The organism is Methylobacterium phyllostachyos (assembly GCF_900103445.1).
GTDB classification, from domain to species: Bacteria; Pseudomonadota; Alphaproteobacteria; order Rhizobiales; family Beijerinckiaceae; genus Methylobacterium; species Methylobacterium phyllostachyos.
Genome location: NZ_FNHS01000002.1, coordinates 42,752 through 65,541 on the forward strand (window position 1 = coordinate 42,752; position 22,790 = coordinate 65,541).

Genomic DNA, 22,790 nt, shown 5'->3' on the forward strand with positions numbered 1-22,790 from the left:
CTAATCTCGTCGCATCCACAGGGCCGGAACCACCATGGCGCGCGTCAAACCGCTGGCCGAACTGATCGAGGGCTGCATTGGCCCGGCCTTCGCGGCGCAGGGTTTTGCCTCCACCGATATCCTGGCCGCCTGGCCGGAGATCGTCGGCGAGCGGCTCGCCCGCTATTGCCGGCCGTCCCGGCTCGAATGGCCGAAGCGCCGCCGCAAGGATGCCGAAACGCCGGAATCCGGGACGCTGGTGGTGCGCGTCGAGGGGGTGTTCGCCATCGAGTTGCAGCACCTCGCCCCGGTGGTGATCCAGCGGATCAACGCGCATTACGGCTGGGCCTGCGTGTCGCGGATCGTGCTGCAGCAGGATCGCGTCGGCCGGGGCGGCACGCAGGCGCGACGCACCCGCGTCGATCCGGCCCGGGCCATCGAGGTGCAGAAGGCGGTTGCCGGGATCGCCGATGACGGCCTGCGCGCGGCCCTCGACCGCCTCGGCACCGCCGCCGTCGCGACGCGCCCGGAGCGTTGAGCGGGGCGATTCGGTCGCCTTGCCAGGAGGGCCGTGCCCGAGTACCCGCATCGGGACGCCAAGACTGTTCAATCCGGCGGAGCCTGCCCGATGACGACGCGACGCGACGCTCTCAAACTCTCCGGCCTCGCCCTCGGCGCCGGCCTTACCCTTCCCTATCTGTCCCGTACGGCGCGGGCTCAGGGCTCCGATGTCGCCGCCCTGATGCAGCCGGGTCCGCTGGGTGATGTCTGGCTCGGGCCTGCGGACGCCAAGTGCACGATCATCGAGTACGCCTCGATGACCTGCTCGCACTGCGCCGCCTTCCATCGCAACACGTGGCCGACGCTCAAAGAGCGCTACATCGACACCGGCAAGGTGCGGTTCACGCTGCGTGAGTTCCCCCTCGACCCGCTGGCGACGGCCGCCTTCATGCTGGCGCGCTGCGAGGGCGATTCCAAGTACTACCCGATCGTCGACCTGCTGTTCGACCAGCAGCCGGCCTGGGCCTTTACCCCGAAGCCGGTGGACGCGCTGGAGCAGATGCTGCGTCAGGCCGGCTACACCAAGCAGACCTTCGAGGCCTGCCTGAAGGACCAGAAGATTTACGCCGGGGTCAACGCCGTGAAGCAGCGCGGGCTCGATGTGTTCAAGGTGGATTCCACGCCGACCTTCTTCATCAACGGCGAGCGCTATACCGGCGAGATGACGGTCGAGGGCATGGAGAAGGTGATCAAGCCGCTGATTGGCGCCTGAATGCCCGGCCGCCGCTCGCGCGAAGCACCACGCAGAAGAAGCGGCCGAGACTGGAATACCAAAGCGCCCTCAATGGCTTACCATGTATGGGCTTCGCCTTGACACTCAAGATAGGCGAAACTATGGTGCGCCCGCTTGCTGGGGGCGTCCAGCCGGTTTCGGATCCTCCCGCCCTATGAGTTTTGAGCCGTGAACGGCGACGACGCGAGGGACGGGAACGGGACCGAGGGGACGCCGACAGACAGCGAACTCTCCGCGAGGCTCAGACGTCTCGAGACGCAGATCGAACGGAAGCGGCCGCAGGCTGCTGCCGATCCTTCCATGCGCCCTCGGACCAACGGGTCGTCCTCGCTGGGCCAGGCCATGACGCTCTCCACGGAGTTCGTCGCTGGCGTGATTGCGGGGGGCATACTCGGCTGGATCGTCGATCATGTCTTCGGGACCAAACCCTGGGGCTTGATCGTCCTTCTGATGCTCGGGTTCGTCGCGGGGGTCTACAACGTGATGCGGGTGTCGGGGTTCTCCGGCGCGCGTCCAGAGCGGCGCGACCGGCAGGAGCCATAAGGCGCGCCGGTCGGTGACAATCGAGGCGGCTGGCGGGAGCTGGTGCGTCGGACAAGAAGGGCGGGAGCGGGAATGGCGGTCACGATCGACCCGATCGAGCAGTTCGAGCTGAAGCCGCTCGTGTCGCTCGGCCATATCGGCCATCAGCAGCTCGCGTTCACGCAATCCGCCCTCTACATGTTCGCCGCCGTCGGCGTGATCGCGCTGATCACCATCGTGGCGACCGCGTCGCGCTCGATCGTGCCGGGCCGGATGCAGTCGCTGGCCGAGATCTTCTACGAATTCATCGCCGACACGCTGCACCAGGCGACCGGCGACGGCGGCAAGCGCTTCATGCCGCTGGTCTTCTCCCTGTTCATGTTCGTGCTGATCCTGAACCTGTTCGGGATGATCCCCTACGCCTTCGCGGTGACCAGCCACCTGATCGTCACCTTCGGGCTCGCCGCCCTGGTGATCTCCACGGTGGTGATCTTCGGCGTGATGAAGCACGGCACCCACTTCTTCGGCCTGTTCGTGCCGTCGGGCGTGCCGAAGCCGCTTCTGGCGATCCTGGTGCCGATCGAGATCATCTCGTTCATCTCGCGCCCGATCAGCCTGTCGGTCCGTCTCTTCGCCAACATGCTGGCCGGCCACATCGCGATGAAGATCTTCGCGTTCTTCGTGGTCCAGCTTCTTCTCGCAGGCGCCTGGAGCGTGCTATCGCCGCTCCCGCTGTTCCTGACGATCGCGCTGACCGCCCTCGAGTTCCTCGTTGCAGCGCTGCAGGCCTACGTCTTCGCGACGCTGACGGCGATCTACCTCAACGACGCCCTTCACCCCGGCCACTAATCCGGCCGGCTCCACCCGCCGCAAACGTCAAAGCACGTTTCGATCTGAAGAGACCTCAGGAGTTATCATGGATCCCGTCGCTGCGAAGTACATCGGCGCCGGCCTCGCCTGCCTCGGCATGGCGGGTGCGGGCATCGGCCTCGGCAACCTGTTCGGTCAGTTCCTTGCCGGCGCCCTTCGCAACCCGTCCGCCGCCGACGGGCAGCGCGCCACCCTGCTCCTGGGCTTCGCCCTCACCGAGGCGCTCGGCATCTTCTCGCTGCTGATCGCGCTGCTGCTGCTCTTCGCCGTCTGATCGGCATCGGAGGCTTCGGCCTCCCGGTCAATCGGTGGGCGCTCCGTGACGGAGCGCCCGCCTTCGTCCGTCACCGCACCGCGGTGGCCTCAGCGAACGGTGTCAGTGTAGCGGTCCCATGGCGCAGCCCAATCCCCTCACCACGCCGCCCCCGGGCGCCGACACGCAGATCGTGCCGGGCCATGTCGAGCATACGGAAGCCCATACGGGGGCCTTCCCGCCCTTCGAGAGCTCCGGCTTCCTGGCGCAGCTGATCTGGCTCGCCCTGGCCTTTGGCCTCCTCTACTACCTGATGGACAAGATCGCGCTGCCGCGCATCCAGTCGATTCTGCATGCCCGCGCCGAGCGGCTCCGTGCCGATCTGGACCAGGCTCAGGCGATGAAGGCCGAGGCCGATGCCGCGGGCGTCGCCTTCGAGACCGCATTGCGCGACGCTCAGGGTAAGGCGCGCGATATCGCGCAGACCACCCGCAACGAATTGGCCTCCGAGGCCGACGCCAAGCGCAAGGCGCTTGAGGAGCAGCTGAACGCCAGGCTCGCGGCCTCCGAGGCGACCATCCGCCAGCGGACCGAGGCCGCCATGGGCAATGTCCGCTCCATCGCGGGCGAGGCCGCCTCGGCGATCGTCGAGCGTCTGACGGGTCAGGCCCCCGACTGGGCGACCCTCGACCGCGCCCTCGACGCCACCGCACACTAGACGGGACCCCAACGATGCTGCTCGAAGCCGAATTCTGGGTCGCCGTCGCGTTCGTCATCTTCATGGCCATCGCCTGGAAGGCCGGCGCCTTCTCGGCGATGACCAAGGGGCTGGACGGCCGCGCCAAGCGTGTCCGTAACGAACTGGACGAGGCCAAGCGCTTGCGCGAGGAGGCGGCCGCCGTGCTGGCCGACTACAAGCGCCGCCGCGCCGAGGCCGAGAAGGAGGCCGAGGCGATCATCACCGGCGCCCGCGAGGAGGCCCAGCGCGCCGCCGAGGAGGGCCACCGCAAGCTCGACGACTTCCTGGCCCGCCGCACCAAGGCTGCCGAGACCAAGATCGCCCAGGCCGAGGCTCAGGCCGAGGCCCAGGTCCGCGCCGCCGCCGCCGAGGCTGCCGTGAAGGTGTCGGAGACGATTTTGCGTGAGCGGTTGCAGGGCGAGGCCGCCCAGGGCCTGATCCGTGCGAGCCTCGGCGAGGTCCGGACTCGCCTGCGGGCCTGATCCCCCTCAAGACCGCATCGAAAAGCCGCCTCCGGGCGGCTTTTTTCATGTTGGACCACCCCGTCATCGCCAGCGAAGCGAAGCGACCCAGGGCGGCGCGACCTGAATCCGCGTGGCGCCACGCGATTGCTTCGCTACCCTCGCAAAGACGGGGTGCATCCGTGATCGCGGCAGCGAACGACGATGCCCTGAATGACGTTCCCGACACGGAGTGAGCACGGGGACGGCATGGCAGGCACAGCGCGGATCGTGATCGTCGGCGGCGGCGTCGCCGGCATCGAGGTGGCCACGAGCCTCGGACGCGGCGGCGGCGCCGACGTGATCCTCGCCGACCGCAGCCTCTCCCATGTCTGGAAGCCGATGCTGCACACCTTCGCGGCCGGCACCGCCCGGGCCGACCGGCAGAAGGTCAATTTTTTCGCGCAAGGGCGCCGCAACGGCTTTCGATTCCAACCTGGGGCCCTGGCGGGGATCGACCGTGACGCCAAGCGCGTGACGCTCGCCGTCGAAGCCGCTGAGGGGCAGCCGGAGGTCGAACTCGCCTACGACCTGTTGATTCTCGCAATCGGCAGCCGGGCGAACGATTTCGGCACGCCGGGCGTGGCTGAACACTGCCTCACCATCGACGACCTCAACGAGGCTGAGCATTTTCACGATCAGCTCCGGTGCCACCTGCTGGCGCGGTTGGATCGCGGCGGCATGCTGGAGATCGCGATCGTGGGTGGGGGCGCCACCGGCGTCGAACTCGCCGCGGAGCTGAAGCACGCGATCAACCTCCTCTCGGCCTACGGCTCTCCGGATCTGCCGCAGCGCCTGCGGCTGACCCTGATCGAGAGCGGGCCGCGCCTGCTGCCAGCCTTCCCGGAGCGGGTCTCGCGGGCCGCCGCGCGTACGCTGTCGGATCTCGCCGTCGAAGTCCGGACCGGCGCCATGGTGACCGCGGCCGACGCGACGGGCTTCACCCTGAAGGACGGGAGCCGTATCTCCGCGGGCCTGAAGGTCTGGGCGGCCGGCGTGAAGGCGCCGGACATCCTTTCCGGCCTCGACGGGCTGGAGCGGTCACGGACCGGACAGCTCGTCGTGGGCCCGGACCTGCGTACGACCCGCGACCCGGCGATCCTCGCGCTCGGCGACTGCGCCAGCCTCGCCGATCCGCAGACCGGCAAGCCGGTTCCCGCCACGGCCCAGGCTGCGCGCCAGCAGGCCCAGCACCTCGCCCGCCATCTCGGGCGGGCGCTGGCCCAGGGTGACCCGGTGGCGGCGCAACTCCCGCCGTTCCACTATGTCGAGAAGGGTGCCATCGTCTCGCTGGCCGATTTCAACGGTTGGGGGACGCTGGGCCGCTACACCTTCGGCGGCGGCCGCCTGAACGGGCTGTCCGCCCGGCTGACACACGACCTTCTGTACCGCCAGCACCAGATCGGCCTGCTGGGACCCGTTCGCGGGACCATGACGTGGCTGCTCGACGACCTCGACCACCTGATCAGCCCGCCGGTGAAGCTCGACTGACCGGCCTGCCTCAATCGGGCCGCTCGCCCTCGACCGCCTTGGTCTCCTCCACCTCGGGCGCCACCTGCCCGTAATTCAAAACCGCCACGAGGGCCGCACCGCCGAAGGTGTTGCCGAGCAGGGTCGGCAGGAAGAACTTGAATCCGTAATCGCCCATCGAGGCGGCGCCGGTGACCACGAGGTAGAACGCCTCCACCGAGCCGGCCACGATGTGGGCGAGGCTGCAGAGCGCCACCAGCCACGTCATCAGCAGGATCACGAAGGGCGCCGCGCTGGCGGTCGCCGGCAGGAACCACACCATCAGGGCGATCATCCAGCCGGCGAAGACCGCCTTCACGAACGTCGCCCAGAAGTCGTGCGCGATCGCGTCGTGGCTGATCTCCGCGAAGGCCTTCAGCACCGGCGGCTCGAAGGCGCCCGAATGGGCCACCACCGCGGCGATCGCCAGCGTCCCGAGAATGTTGCCAGACAGGACGATCGCCCAGAGCCGGACGACCCGGACGGCTGTCTTCACGGAGCGGTCGTGCAGCAGCGGCAGGACCGGCGTGATGGTGTTCTCGGTGAAGAGCTGCTGCCGCCCCAGGACCACGACGAGGAATCCGACCGCGTAGCCCATGGAGCTCACGATCTTCGCCCAGTCGGTCTCGGGCAGGTGGCTGCGCAGGACGCCCGGCACGATCAGCGACAGGGCGATGCTCAAGCCCGCCGCGAAGGCCGACAGGAACAGCGCGAGGCCGTGCCGCCGCAACTCCTCGTCGCCTTCGAGCCGGATGACCTCGTGCAGTACGTAGGCGTCCGGCCGGCCGATCTCGGACACCTCCTTCAGCAACTCGTCCCGGCGGACCTCCGGATCGGCACGCTTGTTCTTGTCCCGCACCATCCGCCCTGCTCCGCTACGCAACCCGTTTCAGTCGGATGTTCGACACGCAATCAAGCCGACAGCCGCGCCAGCAGCGCTTCGACGGCTTCGCGCGCCTCGGCGAGCGCCGCAGGATCCCGGCTGCGCACCACGATCCGATTGCGGAAACCCTCCGGCGTCATCGCGGGATAGGATCCGATCGAGACCTTCGGCCGTTCCTTGGCGATCGCGCCGAGGTCTCCGGCGTAAGTGCCCTCCGGCAGGCCTTGCGCCTCGATCGTCTCGGAGAGCATCGCGGCCCCGCCCTTCAGGGTCGGGGCGATCGAATCGAGCATCGCCTGCATGATGCTCGGCACGCCCGCCATCACGTGGACGTTGCCGATCCGGAAGCCCGGCGCCTTCGAGACCGGGTTGGCGATCAGATCGGCCCCGAACGGAATCCGCGCCATGCGCAGGCGCGCTTCGTTCAGATCCTCGGGCTTGTGTCGCTCCAGAAGCATCGCCCGGGCGCGCTCGTCGACATCGATGCCGACCCCGAAGGCCTGGGCAACGCAATCGGCGGTGATGTCGTCGTGGGTCGGGCCGATCCCGCCGGTGGTGAACAGGTAGGTGTAGCGGGCGCGCAGGGCGTTCACCGCCTCGACGATCATGTCCGGCTCGTCCGGCACGATCCGCACCTCGCGCAGGTCGATACCGGCCGCGGTGAGGAAATCCGCGATGGTGCCGATGTTCTTGTCCTTGGTGCGACCCGAGAGGATCTCATCGCCGATCACGAGGATGGCGGCGGTGATGGATTCGGAGGGCTGGTCCATGGGTCTCTGGCGTCGGGTGGATCGCGCGGGCAGATAGCGCGACACGCTCGCCCGACTACGACAATGCCGAGGATGCCATGCAGTTCGCCGCGCCGCTCCTGCCGGGACGGCTGGTCCACCGCTACAAGCGCTTCCTGGCCGATATCGAGACCGCGGAGGGGCTCGTCACCGCGCATTGCCCCAATCCGGGGGCGATGCTGGGCCTCAACCAGCCCGGGGCACGGGTGCTGCTGTCCCGCTCGACAAATCCGAAGCGCAAGCTGCCGCTGACCTGGGAGCTGGTCGAGGCCGATCTGCCCGGTGGCCCGCAATGGGTCGGCCTCAACACCCTGCGTCCGAACGCCCTCGTGGCCGAGGCCTTCCGGGCCGGGGTGATCCCGGCGCTGGCCGGGTACGACGCGCTGAAGCCGGAGGTGCGGTACGCACAGGCGAGCCGGGTCGATTTCGTGGCGAGCGGCCTGGGCGGGCCGTGCCATGTCGAGGTCAAGAACTGCCACCTGATGCGCCGGGCCGGCCTGGCGGAATTCCCCGACTGCACCGCCGCCCGCAGCGCCCGGCACATGCGCGATCTGGCCCAGGTGGTGGCTGAAGGCGGCCGGGCGCTGGTCGTCGTCGTCGTGCAGATGCGCGCGGAGGCCTTCGACGTCGCCCGCGATATCGATCCGGCCTTTGATCGAGCCTTCCGGGAAGCGCGGGCTGCGGGCGTGGAGGTCCGCGCCTATCGCTGCGCCGTCGAGCCGGAGGGTGTTGCTATCGTGGGGGAGATCCCGGTGGTTACGCCGCCCTGACGGCGGGCCGCTCGAACATCAGGTTCAGCCGGGAGCGCGCGATCTCGCGATAGCCGAAGCCCTCCAGGTGCTTCGGCAGGTCGAGCTGCCATTGCCCGGTGCCGTTCTCGATGAGCAGGAGGCGCGGCAGGAGCGCGTCCGGCGCCTCGCGCAGGAACGGCTCCAGGATCAGATCCTCGGCGCCCTCCACGTCGAGCTTGACGGCATCCACCCGCGTCAGGCCCTCGCTGCGAAGCAGATCGAGGAGCGTCACCGCCGGCACGGTGATGCGGGCGCCCTCATTGGTGCCGACGATCCGCAGGCTCGATTCACCCCGGTTGCGCGGATCGATGAACAGGGTCAGCTCGCCGGCCTTGTCGGCCACCGCGCAGGCGACGGCCTTGACCGTGTGGAATGGGTTTTGGGCGATGTTGTAGGTCAGGCGGTCGAACACGTCGGGCTGCGGCTCCACGGCGACGATCCGCGCCGCCGCACTCGAGAAGGCCGCCACGCACAGGGCGTAGGCACCGATATTGGCGCCGATATCGAGGAAGACGCAGTCCGGTGGCAGTTTTTCTTGGAGAAGCGCCCGCTCCTCGGGGTCGAAGAACTGCGGCGTGAACAGCACCTTCTTCTCGCAATTGTTGTTGTACGGGTGCAGCCGCATCCGCGCGCCGTAGCGGGTCACGTCCAGGGGTTTGCCCCGGAGGCGCGAGATCGCGATCCGGCGCAGGAACAGCGCAAGACGCCGCCCGTACCACGATCCGGCGGGGATCCGGTTCGTGCGGCGGGTGATTGCCGCCACGAGACCGGTGGGTTCGTAGGTGCCGTAGGGCTGCGTGTCCGTCATGACCGGGGCGGTTTGCCAGCCGGCGCCCGGCCCCGCAAGCGAAACGCGCCGCGTTGCCCCGGCGCGCCCCGGTGGTCTAAGCGGGTGGCCGAGCTTACGGAGCATGGATTGCGCGGGATGGAGTCCTTCAAGTCCGACGGCGTGCGGATCGCCTATATCGACGTCCCGCCGGTAAATGGGGCGGGCAAGCCGATCCTGCTGATCCATGGCTTCGCGTCGAACCACGCGGTCAACTGGGTCAACACGCAATGGGTGAAGGCCCTGACCCAGGCCGGCTACCGGGCGATCGCCCTCGACAATCGCGGCCACGGCGAGAGCGAGAAGCTCTACGATCCGGCCGCCTATAGCTCCGAGGCGATGGCAGGCGACGCGATCCGTCTGCTCGACCATCTCGGGATCGAACGCGCCCACGTGATGGGCTACTCGATGGGCGGGCGGATCACGGCGCATATCGCCCTCGACCACGCCGACCGGGTCCGCTCCGCGCTGATCGGCGGTCTCGGCATGCACCTCGTCGAAGGCAAGGGGCTTCCGTCGGGCATCGCCGAGGCCCTGGAGGCGCCCGCCGGCACCCCAGCACCGAACCCGACGGCTGCGGCCTTCCGCATCTTCGCCGAGCAGACCCGAAGCGACCTGCGGGCGCTTGCCGCCTGCATGCGTGGCTCGCGCCAGACGCTCAGCCGCGCGGAACTCGCGCAGATCGAGGTGCCGGTGCTGGTCTCGGTTGGGACCCTCGACACGGTGGCGGGGTCCGGACCGGCACTTGCCGCCTTGATCCCGGATGCGCGGGCCCTCGAGATCGAGGGCAAGGACCACTCCACCGCGGTCGGGGCCAAGCCGCACCGGGATGGCGTTCTGGCCTTCCTCGCCGCGCAGCCCTGAGGCGTCAGCTCTTCAGCCGATAGCCGGTGCGGAAGATGTAGGTGATCAGGCCGAGGCAGATCACCAGGAACAAGGCCGTCATTCCAAGGCTGATCGCGATGTTCACGTCCGCCTTGCCGAAGAACGCCCAGCGGAAGCCGCTGATCAGGTAGACGACCGGGTTGAGCAAGCTCACCGCGTGCCAGAACGGCGGCAGCATGCCGATCGCGTAGAAGCTGCCGCCCAGGAAGGTCAGGGGTGTCACCACGAGGAGCGGCACCAGCTGCAGCTTCTCGAACCCGTCCGCCCACAGGCCGATCACGAAGCCGAACAGGCTGAAGGTCACCGCGGTGAGCAGCAGGAAGCCGATCATCCACAGCGGATGGTCGATCCGCAGCGGCACGAACAGCGCCGAGGTCGCGAGGATGATCAGGCCGATCAGGATCGACTTGGAGGCCGCTGCCCCGACGAAGCCCAGAACCACCTCCAGGGGCGAGATCGGCGCCGAGAGGATCTCGTAGATCGTGCCGGCGAAGCGCGGGAAATAGATGCCGAACGAGGCATTGGAGATGCTCTGCGTCAGCAGGGAGAGCATGATCAGCCCGGGCACGATGAACAGCCCGTAGGGGACCCCGTCCACCGCCGTGACCCGTGAGCCGATCGCGGCGCCGAACACCACGAAGTACAGGGTCGTCGAGATGACCGGGGCCAGGATGCTCTGTCCGGCGGTGCGCCAGAATCGCCCCATCTCGAACAGGTAGATCGCCCGGACCGCCGGCCAGTTCATGCGGATGGCACCGTTCATGCCCGTGCTCCCTCCTCGCGGACGAGATCCACGAAGATGTCCTCCAGCGAACTCTGCTCGGTGTGGAGGTCGTTGAAGCGGATGCCTGCCGCAGCCAGCCCGGTCAGCAATCCGGTGATGCCGGTCCGCTCGGCCCGGGTGTCGTAGGTGTAGACCAACTCGCGACCATCGGCGGCCAGGGCCAGCTCGTAATCGCCGAGGTCGGGCGGCACACTGTCGATCGGCTGCTGGAGATTCAGGGTCAGCTGCTTGCGTCCGAGCTTGCGCATCAGCGCGGCCTTTTCCTCGACGAGGATGATTTCGCCCCGGCGGATCACGCCGATGCGGTCGGCCATCTCCTCGGCCTCCTCGATGTAGTGGGTGGTGAGGATGACGGTCACGCCCTGCTGGCGCAGCTCGCGCACGAGGCGCCACATGTCCTGGCGCAGTTCCACATCGACCCCGGCGGTCGGCTCGTCGAGGAACAGCACCCGGGGCTCGTGCGACAGGGCCTTGGCGATCAGCACCCGGCGCTTCATGCCGCCCGAGAGGGTCATCAGCCGGCTGTCGCGCTTGTCCCAGAGGGAGAGTGCCCGCAGGGTCCGCTCGATATGGCCGGGGTCCGGCCGAAGCCCGAACAGGCCGCGCGAGAAGCTCACCGTGTTCAGCACCGTCTCGAAGGCGTCGGTCGTCAGTTCCTGCGGAACGAGCCCGATCGCCCGGCGGGCCGCACGGTAATCGTCCGCGATGTCGTGGCCATCGACCAGCACCGTGCCGGAGCTCGGCGTGACGATGCCGCAGACGATGTTGATCAGGGTCGACTTGCCGGCTCCGTTCGGGCCGAGCAGCGCGAAGATCTCCCCGCGCTCGATCGCGAGGTTGATGTCGCGCAATGCCGTGAAGCCGGTTTTATAGGTCTTCGTCAGCTTCGAGATGGAGAGGATCGGCATCAGGTCCCGAACGACATTGGACTAGTCCGGAGCCGTCGGCTCTCGCATCGGTCAACCGACGGAAGCCGCCTCCAGGACGGCCGGCGCTATAACACGCCATGTCGCGGCCTGGACGGCTTCCGTGTGCGCCTGCGCACGGCTGGGTGCGTCAGGGCTCGCCGAATCGTTCCACCAGCGCCAGACATTCCCGGCGCCGCTCCGGATCATCGATCCGCGCAAAGGCGGCCAGCAGCGCGGCGCATTCCGGGGCGGTCGGTCCGCCCGACGCCGCCTTCACGCTCCCCCGGGAACGGAAGGTCGAGACGGGGATCTTCAACGCCTCTGCGATCTGTGTGAGCAGCCGCGCCCGCTCCTCGGCGGATGAAGTGGCGCCCATGGGATCAAATCCCCCTGCGTCCGTCATGATGCCCTGAACACCAAACCTCATTCGGACGCACCCGCCGACGCCCGGCGCGAACATCCACATATTCGCGGGCGGTGCAACCTACCGTTAGGTTTCTACCTTGTTGCAAACAGCGGAGGGAGGGCAGCGCTCCGAGGTTAAGGCGGGTTCGGCCAGCTTGTTGGCGCCCACGAATTGAATTGTCATGAACGCGAATGCGGCTTTGGCAGATCGTTCCTGGCTCATCCTGCTCGCCGAAGCGTGATGAGTGCGAGCAGGCCAAGCAAGGTTCCAGCCCCGAGGAGCCGGCGCCAGGGATTTACACCGCGCAGGAGTTCATCAAGCGCCCACCACGTCAAAGTCAAGTCGGCGCCCAGCGACAGCCATGACGCCACGGACGGGTCGGTTTGCTCCCACCATGCCGCCAGGAAACATGCGCCGAACAGCCAGAGCGGCAGGTTCGGCCATTGCGCCACGGTCAACGCGCCGGTGCGCCGATTCCGGAACAACCAGTCGATTGCACGGGCCAGCGTGCCGGATCGGGCCTCGTTCATGGTTGCGACCTTCTTGGGAAGCCTGAGCCGGCAGTGCTCTCCCGCACCGCCCTACGGCGTCACCCAGCCTAAGACACTTTAACGGATCCGGCGCGGACTTAATGGTTCGATAACCTTACGGCCTGGAAAGCGGCGGTAAATCCCTAACGGAAGCTAAAAGGACTCGCAGAAATTCCGTTAATCAGTTGGTAATGCGAGGCCAGGCGGCCAACCCGCCGCCGATCAGAGAGGACCCACCATGAGCGCTCACCTTGAAGATCTGAAGTTCATGCTGACCCTCAGCGCCGTTGTGCTTTTCGGCAGCGGCCTCGACATCATCCTGCGCTGAGAGGAATCGTGGGCTCCGATCGGAATGACCGGTTGCCGTGCGCGACGGCACGCTTGAGCGCCGAACGGGCTGCCGAGTCCCGGGCTGGTCGCGCTGTGCCGCGTTCGGGCGCAAACGGAACGACGACCACCCGGGCCGTGACGTCAGCGTGGCGCCGCATGAGGGCGCCGTCAAAGCTCGCGAGAGCGCCCTGGCCTGACCGGAGAAAGCTCCGCAACTCGGCAGCCTTCGCCCGCCGCTCGGCCCGTATCTTGATGAGGGCGATCACCAGACCGATCAACCCTGCCGCCTCTAGCACGGCAGAGACCACGTAGCCCGAAGCCATCCGAATTCACCGCGCCTGTCGGGGAGGAAACCGCCCAGGCGGCGGCCCGTCCCGATCTGCGCCCGTATGGTTAGTGGGGTCTTAACGACGCCTTCGATTGGGGCCGGTCGTATCGCTCTGAGGCCGCTCCCGCGGCTCCGACGCCGTGCAATCCGCCTTGCCACCCTCGCCGACATCGACGCGGTGGCCGGCGGCTCCGAACCGGACCACTGGATGGGCTGGAGTTACCCTCGCGTCAGCGGCCTACCACATGTCGAGGGCGACGCGGGCCTCGTCCGACATGCGGCTCTGATCCCACGGCGGATCGAAGACCATCGTCACCGAGCAGGACTGAACCCCCTGCACCGCAGCCACCGCGTTCTCGACCCAGCCGGGCATCTCGCCCGCCACCGGGCAGCCCGGGGCGGTGAGCGTCATGTCGATGGCGACCTTCCGGTCGTCGCTGATATCGACCTTGTAGATCAGGCCGAGCTCGTAGATGTCGGCCGGGATCTCCGGATCGTAGACGCTCTTCAGCGCCGCGACGATGTCGTCGGTCAGGCGATCCAGCTCCGCCGGCGGGATCGCGGAGTCGCCGGCGACGGCGGGGGCGTTCATGCCGCCCGTGATGGTGGCGTCGGTGGTCATCGCTTCACTCTCTTCGGACGCGTCCGGACGGGACCGGCTTCGAACCCGTATATCAGGTGAACAGCATTTCTGCCTTGGCGAGCGCCTCGGCAAGGGCATCGATCTCGGCCGTCGTGTTGTACAGGCCGAACGAGGCGCGGCAGGTCGAGGTGACGCCGAAGCGGTTGAGCAGCGGCATCGCGCAATGCGTCCCGGCCCGCACCGCCACGCCCTGGCGGTCGATCACCGTGGCGATGTCGTGGGCGTGCGCGCCCTTCATCTCGAAGGCGATCACGCCGCCCTTCCCCGCAGCCGTGCCGATCAGGCGCAGCGCGTTCATGGCCCCGAGCCGCTCCTGCGCGTAAGCCGTGAGCTTCGCCTCGTGGGCCGCGATCGCGTCGCGGCCGAGAGTCATCATGTATTCGAGCGCCGCGCCGAGGCCCACCGCCTCGATGATCGCCGGGGTGCCGGCCTCGAACTTGTGGGGCGGATCGTTGTAGGTGATCCCATCCTCGCTGACCGTCCGGATCATCTCGCCGCCGCCCTGGTAGGGCGGCAGGCGATCCAGCCACTCCTTCTTGCCGTAGAGCACGCCGATGCCGGTCGGTCCGTAGACCTTGTGACCGGTGAAGACGAAGAAGTCGCAATCGAGCGCCCGGACGTCGACGGGCGTGTGCACCGCGCTCTGCGCCCCGTCGAGCAGGACCGGCACGCCGTGGGCGTGGGCGATGCGGACGATCTCGGCGGCCGGCGTCACCGTGCCCAGCACATTCGACATGTGGGTGATCGCCACCATCTTGGTGCGCGGTGAAAACAGCTTCTCGTACTCTTCGACCGTGAAATTGCCGTCGTCGTCCACCGGCGCCCACTTGATCACGGCGCCGCGGCGTTCGCGCAGGAAGTGCCAGGGTACGATGTTGGAGTGGTGCTCCATAATCGAGAGGATGATCTCGTCCCCCTCCCCGATCAGCCCACCCCAACCCATCGACGAGGCCACGAGGTTGTAGGCCTCGGTGGCGTTGCGGGTGAAGATGATCTCGTCCGTCGAGGCCGCGTTGAGGAACTGGCGCGTGGTCTCGCGGGCGCCCTCGAACCCCTCGGTCGCGGCATTCGCCATGTAGTGCAGGCCGCGATGGACGTTCGCGTAGCCGGTCTCCATGCAGGAGACCATCGCGTCGATGACCTGCTTGGGCTTCTGCGCCGAGGCAGCGTTGTCGAGGTAGACCAGCTTTTTGCCGTAGACCTGCTGGCCCAGGATCGGGAAATCCCTCCGGATCGCCTCGACATCGTAGGTGGGGGTGAGGACGGGTGCGTTCATCGCTTCTCACTCACGGAGCGCCCTCCTTTCGGAAGGACGGAATCCCCTCCCCCTTGTGGGGAGGGGTAAGGGGTGGGGGTGGTTCAGGATCGAGCGACCCGGAGCCTTTTGGCCGCCCCCACCACTGGTTCCTCCCCGCAAGCGTGACCGATTCCGGGCACGCCCGGGATCGCCAGGGGAAGGAAAGCGCGGCGCGGATCGAGGAACGCTAGCCGCGCGCCTTCAACCAAGCCTCGATCTCGCCGATCAGCGCCGCGCGGGCGCCCTCGTGCGTGACCGCCTCAACCGCCTCACCCACGAAAGCCTGAACGAGCAGGCTCTCGGCGGTCGCGCGCGGCAGGCCGCGGGCCATCAGGTAGAACAGCAGATCCTCGTCCGGCGCGCCGCAGGTGGCCCCATGGCCGCAGGCGACGTCGTCGGCAAAAATCTCCAGCTCCGGCTTGTTCATCATCTGCCCCTCGTCGGTGAGGAGGAGGCAGTCGGACTTCATCTTGCCGTCGGTCTGCTGGGCGGCCTGCCGAACGATGATCTTGCCCTGGAACACGCCGGTGGCGTCGCCATCGATGATCCACTTGAACTGCTCGCGGCCGACGCCGCCGACCGCCGCGTGGTCGGCGAGCAGCGTCGAATCGGCGAGCTGGCCCCTGCGCAGCATGGCGGCGCCGTTGACGACGACGTTCGTGCCCTCGCCCGCGACATGGACGTAGATCTGGTGGCGTGACAGCACGGCCCCGGTCACGAGGTTCACGGTCTCGACCTGACCCTCGGCCTCGACCTTCAGCGACAGGGTCGAGAGCGCGATGGCGGCATCGCCCTCAATGTTCAGGCGGGTATGCCGGAAGACGGCCTTGGGGCCGACCACCACGTCGAGGGCATCGTTCGGCTGACAAGTGAGACCGTTCGGCCCCTCATGGCTCTCCAGCAGGCTGAACGCAGCGTCCTCGCCGATCTGGACCAGCACACGGGTCGCCGTCGAGAACGGCGTGTTGCCGGTGCCGACGAAGCGCAGGTGGATCGGCTGCTCTGGCTTGGCGCCGGGGGCGACCCGGATCACCGCGCCGTCCGCCAGGAAGGCGGTGTTGAGCTGATAGACCGGATTCTCCCGGGCCTGGGGCACGGGGGCCAACTGCGTCAGGGCGGTGTCGCCCTGGCTCAGGGCGTCGTTGAGCGGCAGGATCGTGACGCCGGCCGGGATTTTATCGAGGTCGGACAGCTCGCGGATGAGATGGCCGTTCACGAAGGTCAGACGCGCGGCCTCAAGACCAGAAAAGCCCTTCGCTTGGGCAACGGCGGCCTTGGCGGCGTCGAGGCTCGGCGCCTCGGCCGGCGGCGCGGCTTCGGCGATCGCGGCGCGCAGGTCCGTATACTTGAACGCCTCGACCCGGCGGCTCGGCAGGCCGGTCGCCTCGAAGAAGCGGAATGCCTCCTCGCGGGCGATGGTGGTCTCGCTGGCGAAGCTCTGGCGGGCGGTCTCGAACAGCTTCGACAGGCCGGCCTCGGCGGGGGAGCGGAGGTTGGTGACGTCGGCCATGGCTCAGGCGGCCTCGCTGGTGCGGTACTCGGCGTAGCCGGAGGCCTCGAGCTCCAGGGCGAGTTCCTTGCCGCCGGTCTTCACGATCTGGCCCTTCGACATGACGTGCACGACGTCCGGCACGATGTGGTTCAGCAGCCGCTGATAGTGGGTGATCACCAGGAACGAGCGGCCCTGGCCGCGCAGGGCGTTCACGCCCTCGGAGACGATGCGCAGGGCGTCGATGTCGAGGCCGGAATCGGTCTCGTCGAGCACGCAGAACTTCGGCTGCAGCAGCGCCATCTGCAGGATCTCCATGCGCTTCTTCTCGCCGCCGGAGAAGCCGACGTTGAGGGCGCGCTTGAGCATCTCCTTGTTGATCTCGAGCTTGTCGGCCGCGCCGTTCACCGCCCGGATGAAATCGGGGGTCGACAGCTCGGCCTCGCCGCGCGCCTTGCGCTGGGCGTTCAGGCAGGCCTTGAGGAAGGTCGTGGTGCCGACGCCAGGAATTTCCAGTGGATACTGGAACGCCAGGAATACGCCGGCGGCGGCGCGCTCATCGGCGGCCATCTCCAGCACGTTCTGCCCGTCGAGCAGGATCTCGCCGTCGAGGACTTCATAGTCCTCCTTGCCGGCGATGACGTAGGAGAGGGTCGACTTTCCCGAGCCGTTCGGGCCCATGATGGCAGCGACTTCGCCGTCGTTCACGGTCAGGTTGAGGCCGTTCAGGATGCGGTTGTCCTCGATCTGCACGACGAGGTTCTTGATTTCCAGCATGTCTTGGTCGTCCTATTCGAATTCGCTGATTGTCCCCTGCCCCCGAGGTCTCGCTGCTCACGCACCCTGGCGTGGCGAAGCGCGACGCGCCCTCCTCCCCCTTGCGGGGAGGCATTGGAGGTGGGGGTGGAGCAGGAGGCAACGCCGCGCTTTATCCGGCACCACCCCCAGCCCTGCCCCTCCCCACAAGGGGGAGGGGGAATGCGCACACCCGTGGAGGGTTCTCAGCCCACCGAGCCTTCCAGGCTGATCGAGATCAGCTTCTGCGCCTCGACGGCGAACTCCATGGGCAGCTGCTGCAGCACGTCCCGGACGAAGCCGTTGACGATGAGCGCGGTCGCCTCCTCCTCGGAGAGGCCGCGCTGCTGACAGTAGAACTTCTGCTCCTCGGAGATCTTCGAGGTGGTCGCCTCGTGCTCGAACACCGCCGAGGCGTTCTTCGACTCGATGTAGGGCACGGTGTGCGCGCCGCACTGATCACCGATCAGCAGGGAGTCGCAGTTCGTGAAGTTGCGCGCGCCCTTGGCCTTCCGGTGCGCCGAGACGAGACCCCGGTAGGTGTTCTGCGAGCGCCCCGCGGAGATACCCTTCGAGATGATCCGGCTCGTCGTGTTCTTGCCGAGATGGATCATCTTGGTCCCGGAATCGACCTGCTGCATGCCGTTCGAGACCGCGATCGAGTAGAACTCGCCGCGGGAATCGTCGCCGCGCAGGATGCAGGACGGATACTTCCAGGTGATCGCCGAGCCGGTCTCGACCTGCGTCCACGAGATCTTCGACCGGGCGCCGCGGCAATCGCCGCGCTTCGTCACGAAGTTGTAGATCCCGCCCTTGCCCTCGTTGTCGCCCGGGTACCAGTTCTGGACCGTCGAGTACTTGATCTCGGCGTCATCCAGGGCGACGAGCTCGACCACGGCGGCGTGGAGCTGGTTGTCGTCGCGCTTCGGGGCGGTGCAGCCCTCCAGGTACGAGACGTAAGAGCCCTTGTCGGCAATGATCAGGGTGCGCTCGAACTGACCCGTATCGCGCTCGTTGATGCGGAAATAAGTCGAGAGCTCCATGGGGCAGCGCACGCCCGGCGGGATGTAGACGAACGACCCGTCCGAGAAGACGGCCGAGTTCAGCGTCGCGAAGAAGTTATCGGTCGCCGGCACGACCGAGCCGAGGTACTTCTGCACCAGCTCAGGGTATTCCTGCACGGCTTCCGAGATCGGCATGAAGATCACGCCGGCCTTCGAGAGTTCCTTCTTGAAGGTGGTGGCCACAGAGACCGAATCGAACACGGCGTCGACGGCGACCCGACGCTCGGGGGCGATGCCCTCCAGCACCTCGACCTCACGCAGGGGGATGCCGAGCTTCTCGTAGGTCTTCAGGATCTCGGGATCGATCTCGTCGAGCGACATCGCGGCCGGACGCTTGGGAGCCGCGTAGTAGTAGATGTCGTCGTAATTGACCTTGTCGTAGGAGACCCGCGCCCACTCCGGCTCCTTCATGGTCAGCCAGCGCCGGTAGGCGTCGAGGCGCCATTCCAGCAGCCACGCGGGCTCGTTCTTCTTGGCCGAGATGAAGCGGACCACGTCTTCGGAGATGCCCTTCTCGGACTTCTCCATCTCGATGGTGGTCTCGAACCCGTACTTGTACTGGTCGAGGTCGATCGAGCGGACCCGGTCGATGGTTTCCTGCACGGCAGGCATCAGCGTCTCCTAGGCATCTCCGGCGTCAAGGGCCGGGAAGCGACTGTCGGAAGGCGGGGGCGGCGGCGCTCAGGCCGCCTGTCCTCGCCGCTTATATAGGGGCTGCAAGACCCGTTCTAAGGCGTCGAGAAAGCATGCCACCTCCTCGTCCACCGTGTTCCAGCCGAGACTGACGCGCAGCGCCCCCCCGGCGAGCCCCGGATCGACGCCCATCGCAGCGAGCGTCGCCGAGCGCGCGACCTTTCCGGATGAGCAGGCCGAGCCCGACGACACCGCCACGCCGGCGAGGTCGAGGGCGATCACGGCCGCGGGGGCATCGAGCCCCGGGACCGAGAAATTCAGGGTGTTGGGCAGGCGCGGGGCTCCGGCCGCGAAGATGACGGCGTCGGGTGCCAGAGCCCGCACGCCGGCCTCGATCCGGTCGCGCAGGGCAGTCAGCCGCGCCTGCTCCCCATCCAGCGCTGCGCGTGCGGCCCGAGCCGCCTCGCCGATGCCGACGATGGCCGGCAGGCACTCGGTGCCGCAACGCTGCCGCCGTTCCTGGCCGCCGCCGCGCAGGAGGGCGGCCTCCAGGCTGACGCTTTCGGCCAGCACCAGCGCGCCGACGCCCTTCGGCGCCGCGAACTTGTGGCCCGACAGGGTGAGCGCGTCGAGGCCGAGCGCCACCATGTCGAGGGGGATCTTGCCGGCCGCCTGAACGGCGTCGCTGTGTACCAGGGTGCGACCGTGCGCCCGCGCCAGCGCGACGATCGCGGTGAGCGGCTGTACCGCGCCGGTCTCGTTGTTGGCGGCATGGACCGACAGGAGCACGGTCTCGTCCGCCAGCGACGCGAGGCGATCCTCAAGGGCGGCGAGGTCGATGACGCCATCCCCGTCAACCGGCAGCCGTTCCACCGCGGCTTCGGGGAACCGGTGTCCCGCGGCGACGCAGGGATGCTCGGTCGCCGTATGCAGAAGCCGGGTCGGAGGCGGCAGACCGCGGCCGCGCAGATCGCCCGACAGCACGGCATTCGCCGCCTCGGTGCCGCCGCTGGTGAAGATCACCTGTTCGGCCCGTGCGCCCACCAGGGCCGCGACCGCGGCGCGGGCGGCCTCCAGCGCGGCCCGGGCGGCCCGGCCCTCCGCATGGATCGAAGACGGGTTGCCGGGGAGCATCAGCGCGCGCACCACCGCGTCTGCCACGGTCGGGCGGACCGGCGCAGTGGCGTTGTAGTCCAGATAGGCGCGGGCCCGGCTCATCGGCGTTCCGTGCGTTCCTTGTCTGTCGCGCGTCACAATTCCTTGCCTTCCGACCGGTCCGACGTGCTAAGGGCCGCCGATGGATCGAGGCCCGCCGACCGGCAGGATCGGCTCAGGCAGCCCGTGCGACGCACCGAGCGGTCTTTTTAGAACAATTCTAATCGCCTAGAACTGTTCTAAGAGTGCTTTTATGGTGCTCGCGCATTGAGTCAAGGCTGCGTGAGCTTGGCGCCACGCGCGCGGCGGGCGCATGCGAGAGTGAGTATTGAACCATGCCCGAAGTCATCTTCACCGGCCCCGCCGGCCGCCTGGAAGGCCGCTATCAGGCCCCTAAGAAGCGTGGCGCGCCGATCGCGATCATCCTGCACCCGCACCCGCAATTCGGGGGCACGATGAACAATCAGATTGTGTACAACCTTTTCTATACCTTCGCCAATCGTGGCTTCGCAGCCCTGCGTTTCAATTTCCGTGGGGTCGGCCGCAGCCAGGGCTCGTTCGATCACGGCTCGGGCGAGCTGTCCGACGCCGCGGCCGCGCTGGATTGGGTGCAGTCGGTGAACCCGGAGGCGAAGGCCTGCTGGATCGCCGGCGTGTCCTTCGGCTCGTGGATCGGCATGCAGCTGCTGATGCGCCGGCCGGAGATCGAGGGCTTCATCTCCATCGCCGCGATGGCCAACCGTTACGACTTCACCTTCCTGGCGCCGTGTCCGTCCTCCGGCCTGTTCGTGCACGGCTCCGAGGACCGGGTCGCTCCGGCCCGCGAGGTCATGCCGGTCATCGAGAAGGTGAAGGTGCAGAAAGGCGTCATCATCGAGCATCAGGTGGTCGAGGGTGCCAACCACTTCTTCGACGGCAAGGTCGAGGAGCTGACTCAGACCGTCGATACCTACCTCGACAAGCGCCTCGGCAAGCGCGAGGAGGCAGCCTGACGCATCTCAGGTTCGCGCCTTGACGGGACGCGGCCCGGAGGAATACGGCGCGGGCTTCGGAAATCCACGACACACCTCCGCAGGTCTGATGTCAGAAAGCCCGTCCGACCAACCCGTCGTGCTCCTCGTCGAGGATGACGGCCTCCTGCTGATGGAGGCCGCCGATACCCTGGCGGATGCCGGCTTCACCGTCGTGGAGGCGAGCCACGCCGACAAGGCGCTCAAGGTGTTGGAGAACCGCGACGATGTCGGCGTCCTGATGACGGATGTCGACATGCCGCAAGGGTCGATGGACGGCTTCGCCCTGGCCCGTCTCGTGGCGCATCGCTGGCCGTCGATTCCCGTGCTGGTGGTCTCCGGCATGGGCACGCCCGGCCCGAACGACATGCCGGAGGGCGCCCGGTTCATTCCGAAACCCTATGAGCCGACGACCCTGGTCCGCACCTTGCGCGCCTTCATGCAGCGCGCGGCTTGACGAGCCGCCGACTTGGGCTTTCCCTCCACAGGCCGGGCGCCGAACCCCGCCGCGGGTGGGCGGGGTCAGAGGTTCCCTGCGACGGACGGCTTCGCGTTCGAGGCGACCGGCGATATCGTCCGGGTCGCCGGACCGTATGGCTGCAGCTCAGGTTGAGCGGGGCGGTTCAGATCGTTCAGCGCTCTGCTTCGGAGCGCGCGCCTGTCCACCTCGCCGCGCCGACGCCGGTCTTTCCATAATCGTTGCCGTTGTAGAACAGGAATCGGCCGTGCTCGTTCTCGACGATCGAGGCGAACCCGATCATCTCCGAGTCCCAGCCCGACGGCGAAACATCGATCCCGACCTCATCATCGCGTCTGTGCCAATGGACGCCGTCGGGTGACGTGGCGTAGCCGATCCGATAGATCAGGGAATGGGAGCGTACGGAGTACCACATGCGGTACTCGTCCCCGGCCTTCTCGACGTGCGGGCGGCCAAATCCGTATTCATCCGGAGCCACGGGCACGATGACGGGCTGGCCATGGTCCGGCCAAGCCACGCCATCGGCGGACTCCGCATAGGCCACATGGTAGGTCGGGACCGATTTGGCGTCCGCAGTGATGACGGATGAGCCGGCCGCGTACCACGCTTTCCAGAGGCCGCCGTCCTTGATGATCGCCGCACCCGAGCGGACGAGAAGCTCCTTCGAGCTGCGCTCCAGGACGGGGGTGAGTTGATGGCGGGAGAAGGTCTCGCCGTTGTCGTCACTGAACGCGAGGCCGGTCAGCAGGAGGTAACGCACGCGCGGTGTGAGCTGCCAGCCCGCGTAGTACATCCTCAGCCGATCCCCGTCGCGCACGACCGATAGCGGGGACACGCCATTGTCGTCGAAGGCGCCCGGGACGCCGATATCGAGCGCGGGTCGCTCGGAGACCCGCAGAACCCGCCGGGGATCAGAAGCCGCAACGTCCACGAAACCGAGGCGTCCGACATTCTCCGCATCACGGAACGCGAGGAAGACCCGGATGGTCTCCCGATCGATCTGGATGGCGGTGGGCAGATAAGGGTGCGACCGCATCCAGTCGCGGCTTCCATCCGTGTTGTAGACGACGCCGAGTTTGTCCCAGGCCATGCGACCTTTCC

At 67.6% G+C, this 22,790-nt stretch carries 26 protein-coding genes; 12 read left to right on the forward strand and 14 right to left on the reverse strand.

Annotated features, from left to right (window positions below):
• The first annotated feature begins 34 nt into the window (after positions 1 to 34).
• The 8 genes from BLQ49_RS02910 to BLQ49_RS02945 all read left to right on the forward strand — a co-directional run bounded on the left by BLQ49_RS02910 (position 35) and on the right by BLQ49_RS02945 (position 5,648).
• The gene (locus BLQ49_RS02910) at positions 35 to 517 is read left to right on the forward strand and encodes a DUF721 domain-containing protein (protein WP_091713171.1); all 483 of its coding nucleotides are present in this window, start codon (positions 35 to 37) and stop codon (positions 515 to 517) included.
• Positions 518 to 607: 90 nt separating this feature from the next.
• Complete coding sequence (locus tag BLQ49_RS02915; RefSeq protein WP_091713173.1) at positions 608 to 1,252, forward strand: DsbA family protein; 645 nt, start codon at positions 608 to 610, stop codon at positions 1,250 to 1,252.
• Between the two features lie 189 nt (positions 1,253 to 1,441).
• Positions 1,442 to 1,816, forward strand: coding sequence for an AtpZ/AtpI family protein (locus BLQ49_RS02920; RefSeq protein WP_091713174.1), 375 nt, complete (start codon positions 1,442 to 1,444; stop codon positions 1,814 to 1,816).
• A 72-nt stretch (positions 1,817 to 1,888) separates the two neighbouring features.
• Entirely contained in the window at positions 1,889 to 2,644 is a 756-nt protein-coding gene (locus tag BLQ49_RS02925) for a F0F1 ATP synthase subunit A (protein ID WP_091713176.1), read from the forward strand.
• A gap of 67 nt (positions 2,645 to 2,711) precedes the next feature.
• On the forward strand, positions 2,712 to 2,939 hold the full coding sequence (locus BLQ49_RS02930) for a F0F1 ATP synthase subunit C (protein WP_007566773.1): 228 nt from the start codon (positions 2,712 to 2,714) through the stop codon (positions 2,937 to 2,939).
• A gap of 118 nt (positions 2,940 to 3,057) precedes the next feature.
• Positions 3,058 to 3,636, forward strand: a complete 579-nt coding sequence (locus tag BLQ49_RS02935) for a F0F1 ATP synthase subunit B family protein (protein ID WP_091713178.1) — start codon at positions 3,058 to 3,060, stop codon at positions 3,634 to 3,636.
• A 17-nt stretch (positions 3,637 to 3,653) separates the two neighbouring features.
• Positions 3,654 to 4,139: a F0F1 ATP synthase subunit B family protein gene (locus BLQ49_RS02940; RefSeq protein WP_208859007.1), complete on the forward strand. Its 486-nt coding sequence runs from the start codon at positions 3,654 to 3,656 to the stop codon at positions 4,137 to 4,139.
• A gap of 192 nt (positions 4,140 to 4,331) precedes the next feature.
• A complete protein-coding gene (locus BLQ49_RS02945) occupies positions 4,332 to 5,648 on the forward strand; it encodes an NAD(P)/FAD-dependent oxidoreductase (protein WP_244507410.1) in 1,317 nt (438 codons plus the stop codon).
• A gap of 10 nt (positions 5,649 to 5,658) precedes the next feature.
• On the opposite strand, the gene BLQ49_RS02950 is transcribed toward BLQ49_RS02945, so the two are convergent.
• Complete coding sequence (locus BLQ49_RS02950) at positions 5,659 to 6,528, reverse strand: formate/nitrite transporter family protein (protein WP_091713182.1); 870 nt, start codon at positions 6,526 to 6,528, stop codon at positions 5,659 to 5,661.
• A gap of 50 nt (positions 6,529 to 6,578) precedes the next feature.
• Positions 6,579 to 7,319 (reverse strand): competence/damage-inducible protein A, encoded by a 741-nt coding sequence (locus tag BLQ49_RS02955; RefSeq protein ID WP_091713184.1) that lies wholly within the window; start codon positions 7,317 to 7,319, stop codon positions 6,579 to 6,581.
• Positions 7,320 to 7,396: 77 nt separating this feature from the next.
• On the opposite strand from BLQ49_RS02955, the gene sfsA reads away from it, so the two are divergent.
• Positions 7,397 to 8,107 carry a DNA/RNA nuclease SfsA gene (sfsA, locus tag BLQ49_RS02960; protein WP_091713186.1) on the forward strand — a complete coding sequence of 237 codons (711 nt, stop codon included), beginning with the start codon at positions 7,397 to 7,399 and terminating at the stop codon, positions 8,105 to 8,107.
• On the opposite strand, the gene BLQ49_RS02965 is transcribed toward sfsA, so the two are convergent.
• Complete coding sequence (locus tag BLQ49_RS02965; RefSeq protein ID WP_091713188.1) at positions 8,094 to 8,936, reverse strand: FkbM family methyltransferase; 843 nt, start codon at positions 8,934 to 8,936, stop codon at positions 8,094 to 8,096. The two genes, sfsA and BLQ49_RS02965, sit on opposite strands and share 14 nt — an antisense overlap.
• A gap of 117 nt (positions 8,937 to 9,053) precedes the next feature.
• On the opposite strand from BLQ49_RS02965, the gene BLQ49_RS02970 reads away from it, so the two are divergent.
• The gene (locus BLQ49_RS02970; RefSeq protein ID WP_091713189.1) at positions 9,054 to 9,818 is read left to right on the forward strand and encodes an alpha/beta fold hydrolase; all 765 of its coding nucleotides are present in this window, start codon (positions 9,054 to 9,056) and stop codon (positions 9,816 to 9,818) included.
• A 4-nt stretch (positions 9,819 to 9,822) separates the two neighbouring features.
• On the opposite strand, the gene BLQ49_RS02975 is transcribed toward BLQ49_RS02970, so the two are convergent.
• The 10 genes from BLQ49_RS02975 to BLQ49_RS03025 all read right to left on the reverse strand — a co-directional run bounded on the left by BLQ49_RS02975 (position 9,823) and on the right by BLQ49_RS03025 (position 20,264).
• Entirely contained in the window at positions 9,823 to 10,584 is a 762-nt protein-coding gene (locus tag BLQ49_RS02975) for an ABC transporter permease (RefSeq protein WP_091713867.1), read from the reverse strand.
• A 14-nt stretch (positions 10,585 to 10,598) separates the two neighbouring features.
• Complete coding sequence (locus BLQ49_RS02980) at positions 10,599 to 11,534, reverse strand: ABC transporter ATP-binding protein (RefSeq protein WP_091713191.1); 936 nt, start codon at positions 11,532 to 11,534, stop codon at positions 10,599 to 10,601.
• A gap of 145 nt (positions 11,535 to 11,679) precedes the next feature.
• Positions 11,680 to 11,907: a hypothetical protein gene (locus tag BLQ49_RS02985; RefSeq protein ID WP_244507411.1), complete on the reverse strand. Its 228-nt coding sequence runs from the start codon at positions 11,905 to 11,907 to the stop codon at positions 11,680 to 11,682.
• A gap of 248 nt (positions 11,908 to 12,155) precedes the next feature.
• Entirely contained in the window at positions 12,156 to 12,467 is a 312-nt protein-coding gene (locus BLQ49_RS02990; RefSeq protein WP_208859002.1) for a hypothetical protein, read from the reverse strand.
• Between the two features lie 896 nt (positions 12,468 to 13,363).
• Complete coding sequence (locus BLQ49_RS03000; protein WP_091713194.1) at positions 13,364 to 13,747, reverse strand: SUF system Fe-S cluster assembly protein; 384 nt, start codon at positions 13,745 to 13,747, stop codon at positions 13,364 to 13,366.
• A 52-nt stretch (positions 13,748 to 13,799) separates the two neighbouring features.
• Positions 13,800 to 15,044, reverse strand: coding sequence for a cysteine desulfurase (locus tag BLQ49_RS03005; protein WP_091713196.1), 1,245 nt, complete (start codon positions 15,042 to 15,044; stop codon positions 13,800 to 13,802).
• A 208-nt stretch (positions 15,045 to 15,252) separates the two neighbouring features.
• Complete coding sequence (locus tag BLQ49_RS03010) at positions 15,253 to 16,575, reverse strand: SufB/SufD family protein (protein WP_091713198.1); 1,323 nt, start codon at positions 16,573 to 16,575, stop codon at positions 15,253 to 15,255.
• Between the two features lie 3 nt (positions 16,576 to 16,578).
• Positions 16,579 to 17,331, reverse strand: coding sequence for a Fe-S cluster assembly ATPase SufC (sufC, locus tag BLQ49_RS03015; RefSeq protein ID WP_091713200.1), 753 nt, complete (start codon positions 17,329 to 17,331; stop codon positions 16,579 to 16,581).
• Positions 17,332 to 17,555: 224 nt separating this feature from the next.
• Positions 17,556 to 19,025, reverse strand: a complete 1,470-nt coding sequence (sufB, locus tag BLQ49_RS03020) for a Fe-S cluster assembly protein SufB (protein WP_091713202.1) — start codon at positions 19,023 to 19,025, stop codon at positions 17,556 to 17,558.
• Positions 19,026 to 19,094: 69 nt separating this feature from the next.
• Positions 19,095 to 20,264, reverse strand: coding sequence for a cysteine desulfurase family protein (locus tag BLQ49_RS03025; protein WP_091713203.1), 1,170 nt, complete (start codon positions 20,262 to 20,264; stop codon positions 19,095 to 19,097).
• A gap of 272 nt (positions 20,265 to 20,536) precedes the next feature.
• On the opposite strand from BLQ49_RS03025, the gene BLQ49_RS03030 reads away from it, so the two are divergent.
• Both BLQ49_RS03030 and BLQ49_RS03035 read left to right on the forward strand, forming a co-directional pair.
• Positions 20,537 to 21,193, forward strand: a complete 657-nt coding sequence (locus tag BLQ49_RS03030) for an alpha/beta hydrolase (protein WP_091713205.1) — start codon at positions 20,537 to 20,539, stop codon at positions 21,191 to 21,193.
• Positions 21,194 to 21,281: 88 nt separating this feature from the next.
• Positions 21,282 to 21,668 carry a response regulator gene (locus BLQ49_RS03035; RefSeq protein ID WP_091713207.1) on the forward strand — a complete coding sequence of 129 codons (387 nt, stop codon included), beginning with the start codon at positions 21,282 to 21,284 and terminating at the stop codon, positions 21,666 to 21,668.
• Positions 21,669 to 21,843: 175 nt separating this feature from the next.
• On the opposite strand, the gene BLQ49_RS03040 is transcribed toward BLQ49_RS03035, so the two are convergent.
• Complete coding sequence (locus BLQ49_RS03040) at positions 21,844 to 22,779, reverse strand: glycoside hydrolase family protein (RefSeq protein WP_091713208.1); 936 nt, start codon at positions 22,777 to 22,779, stop codon at positions 21,844 to 21,846.
• Positions 22,780 to 22,790: the final 11 nt, after the last annotated feature.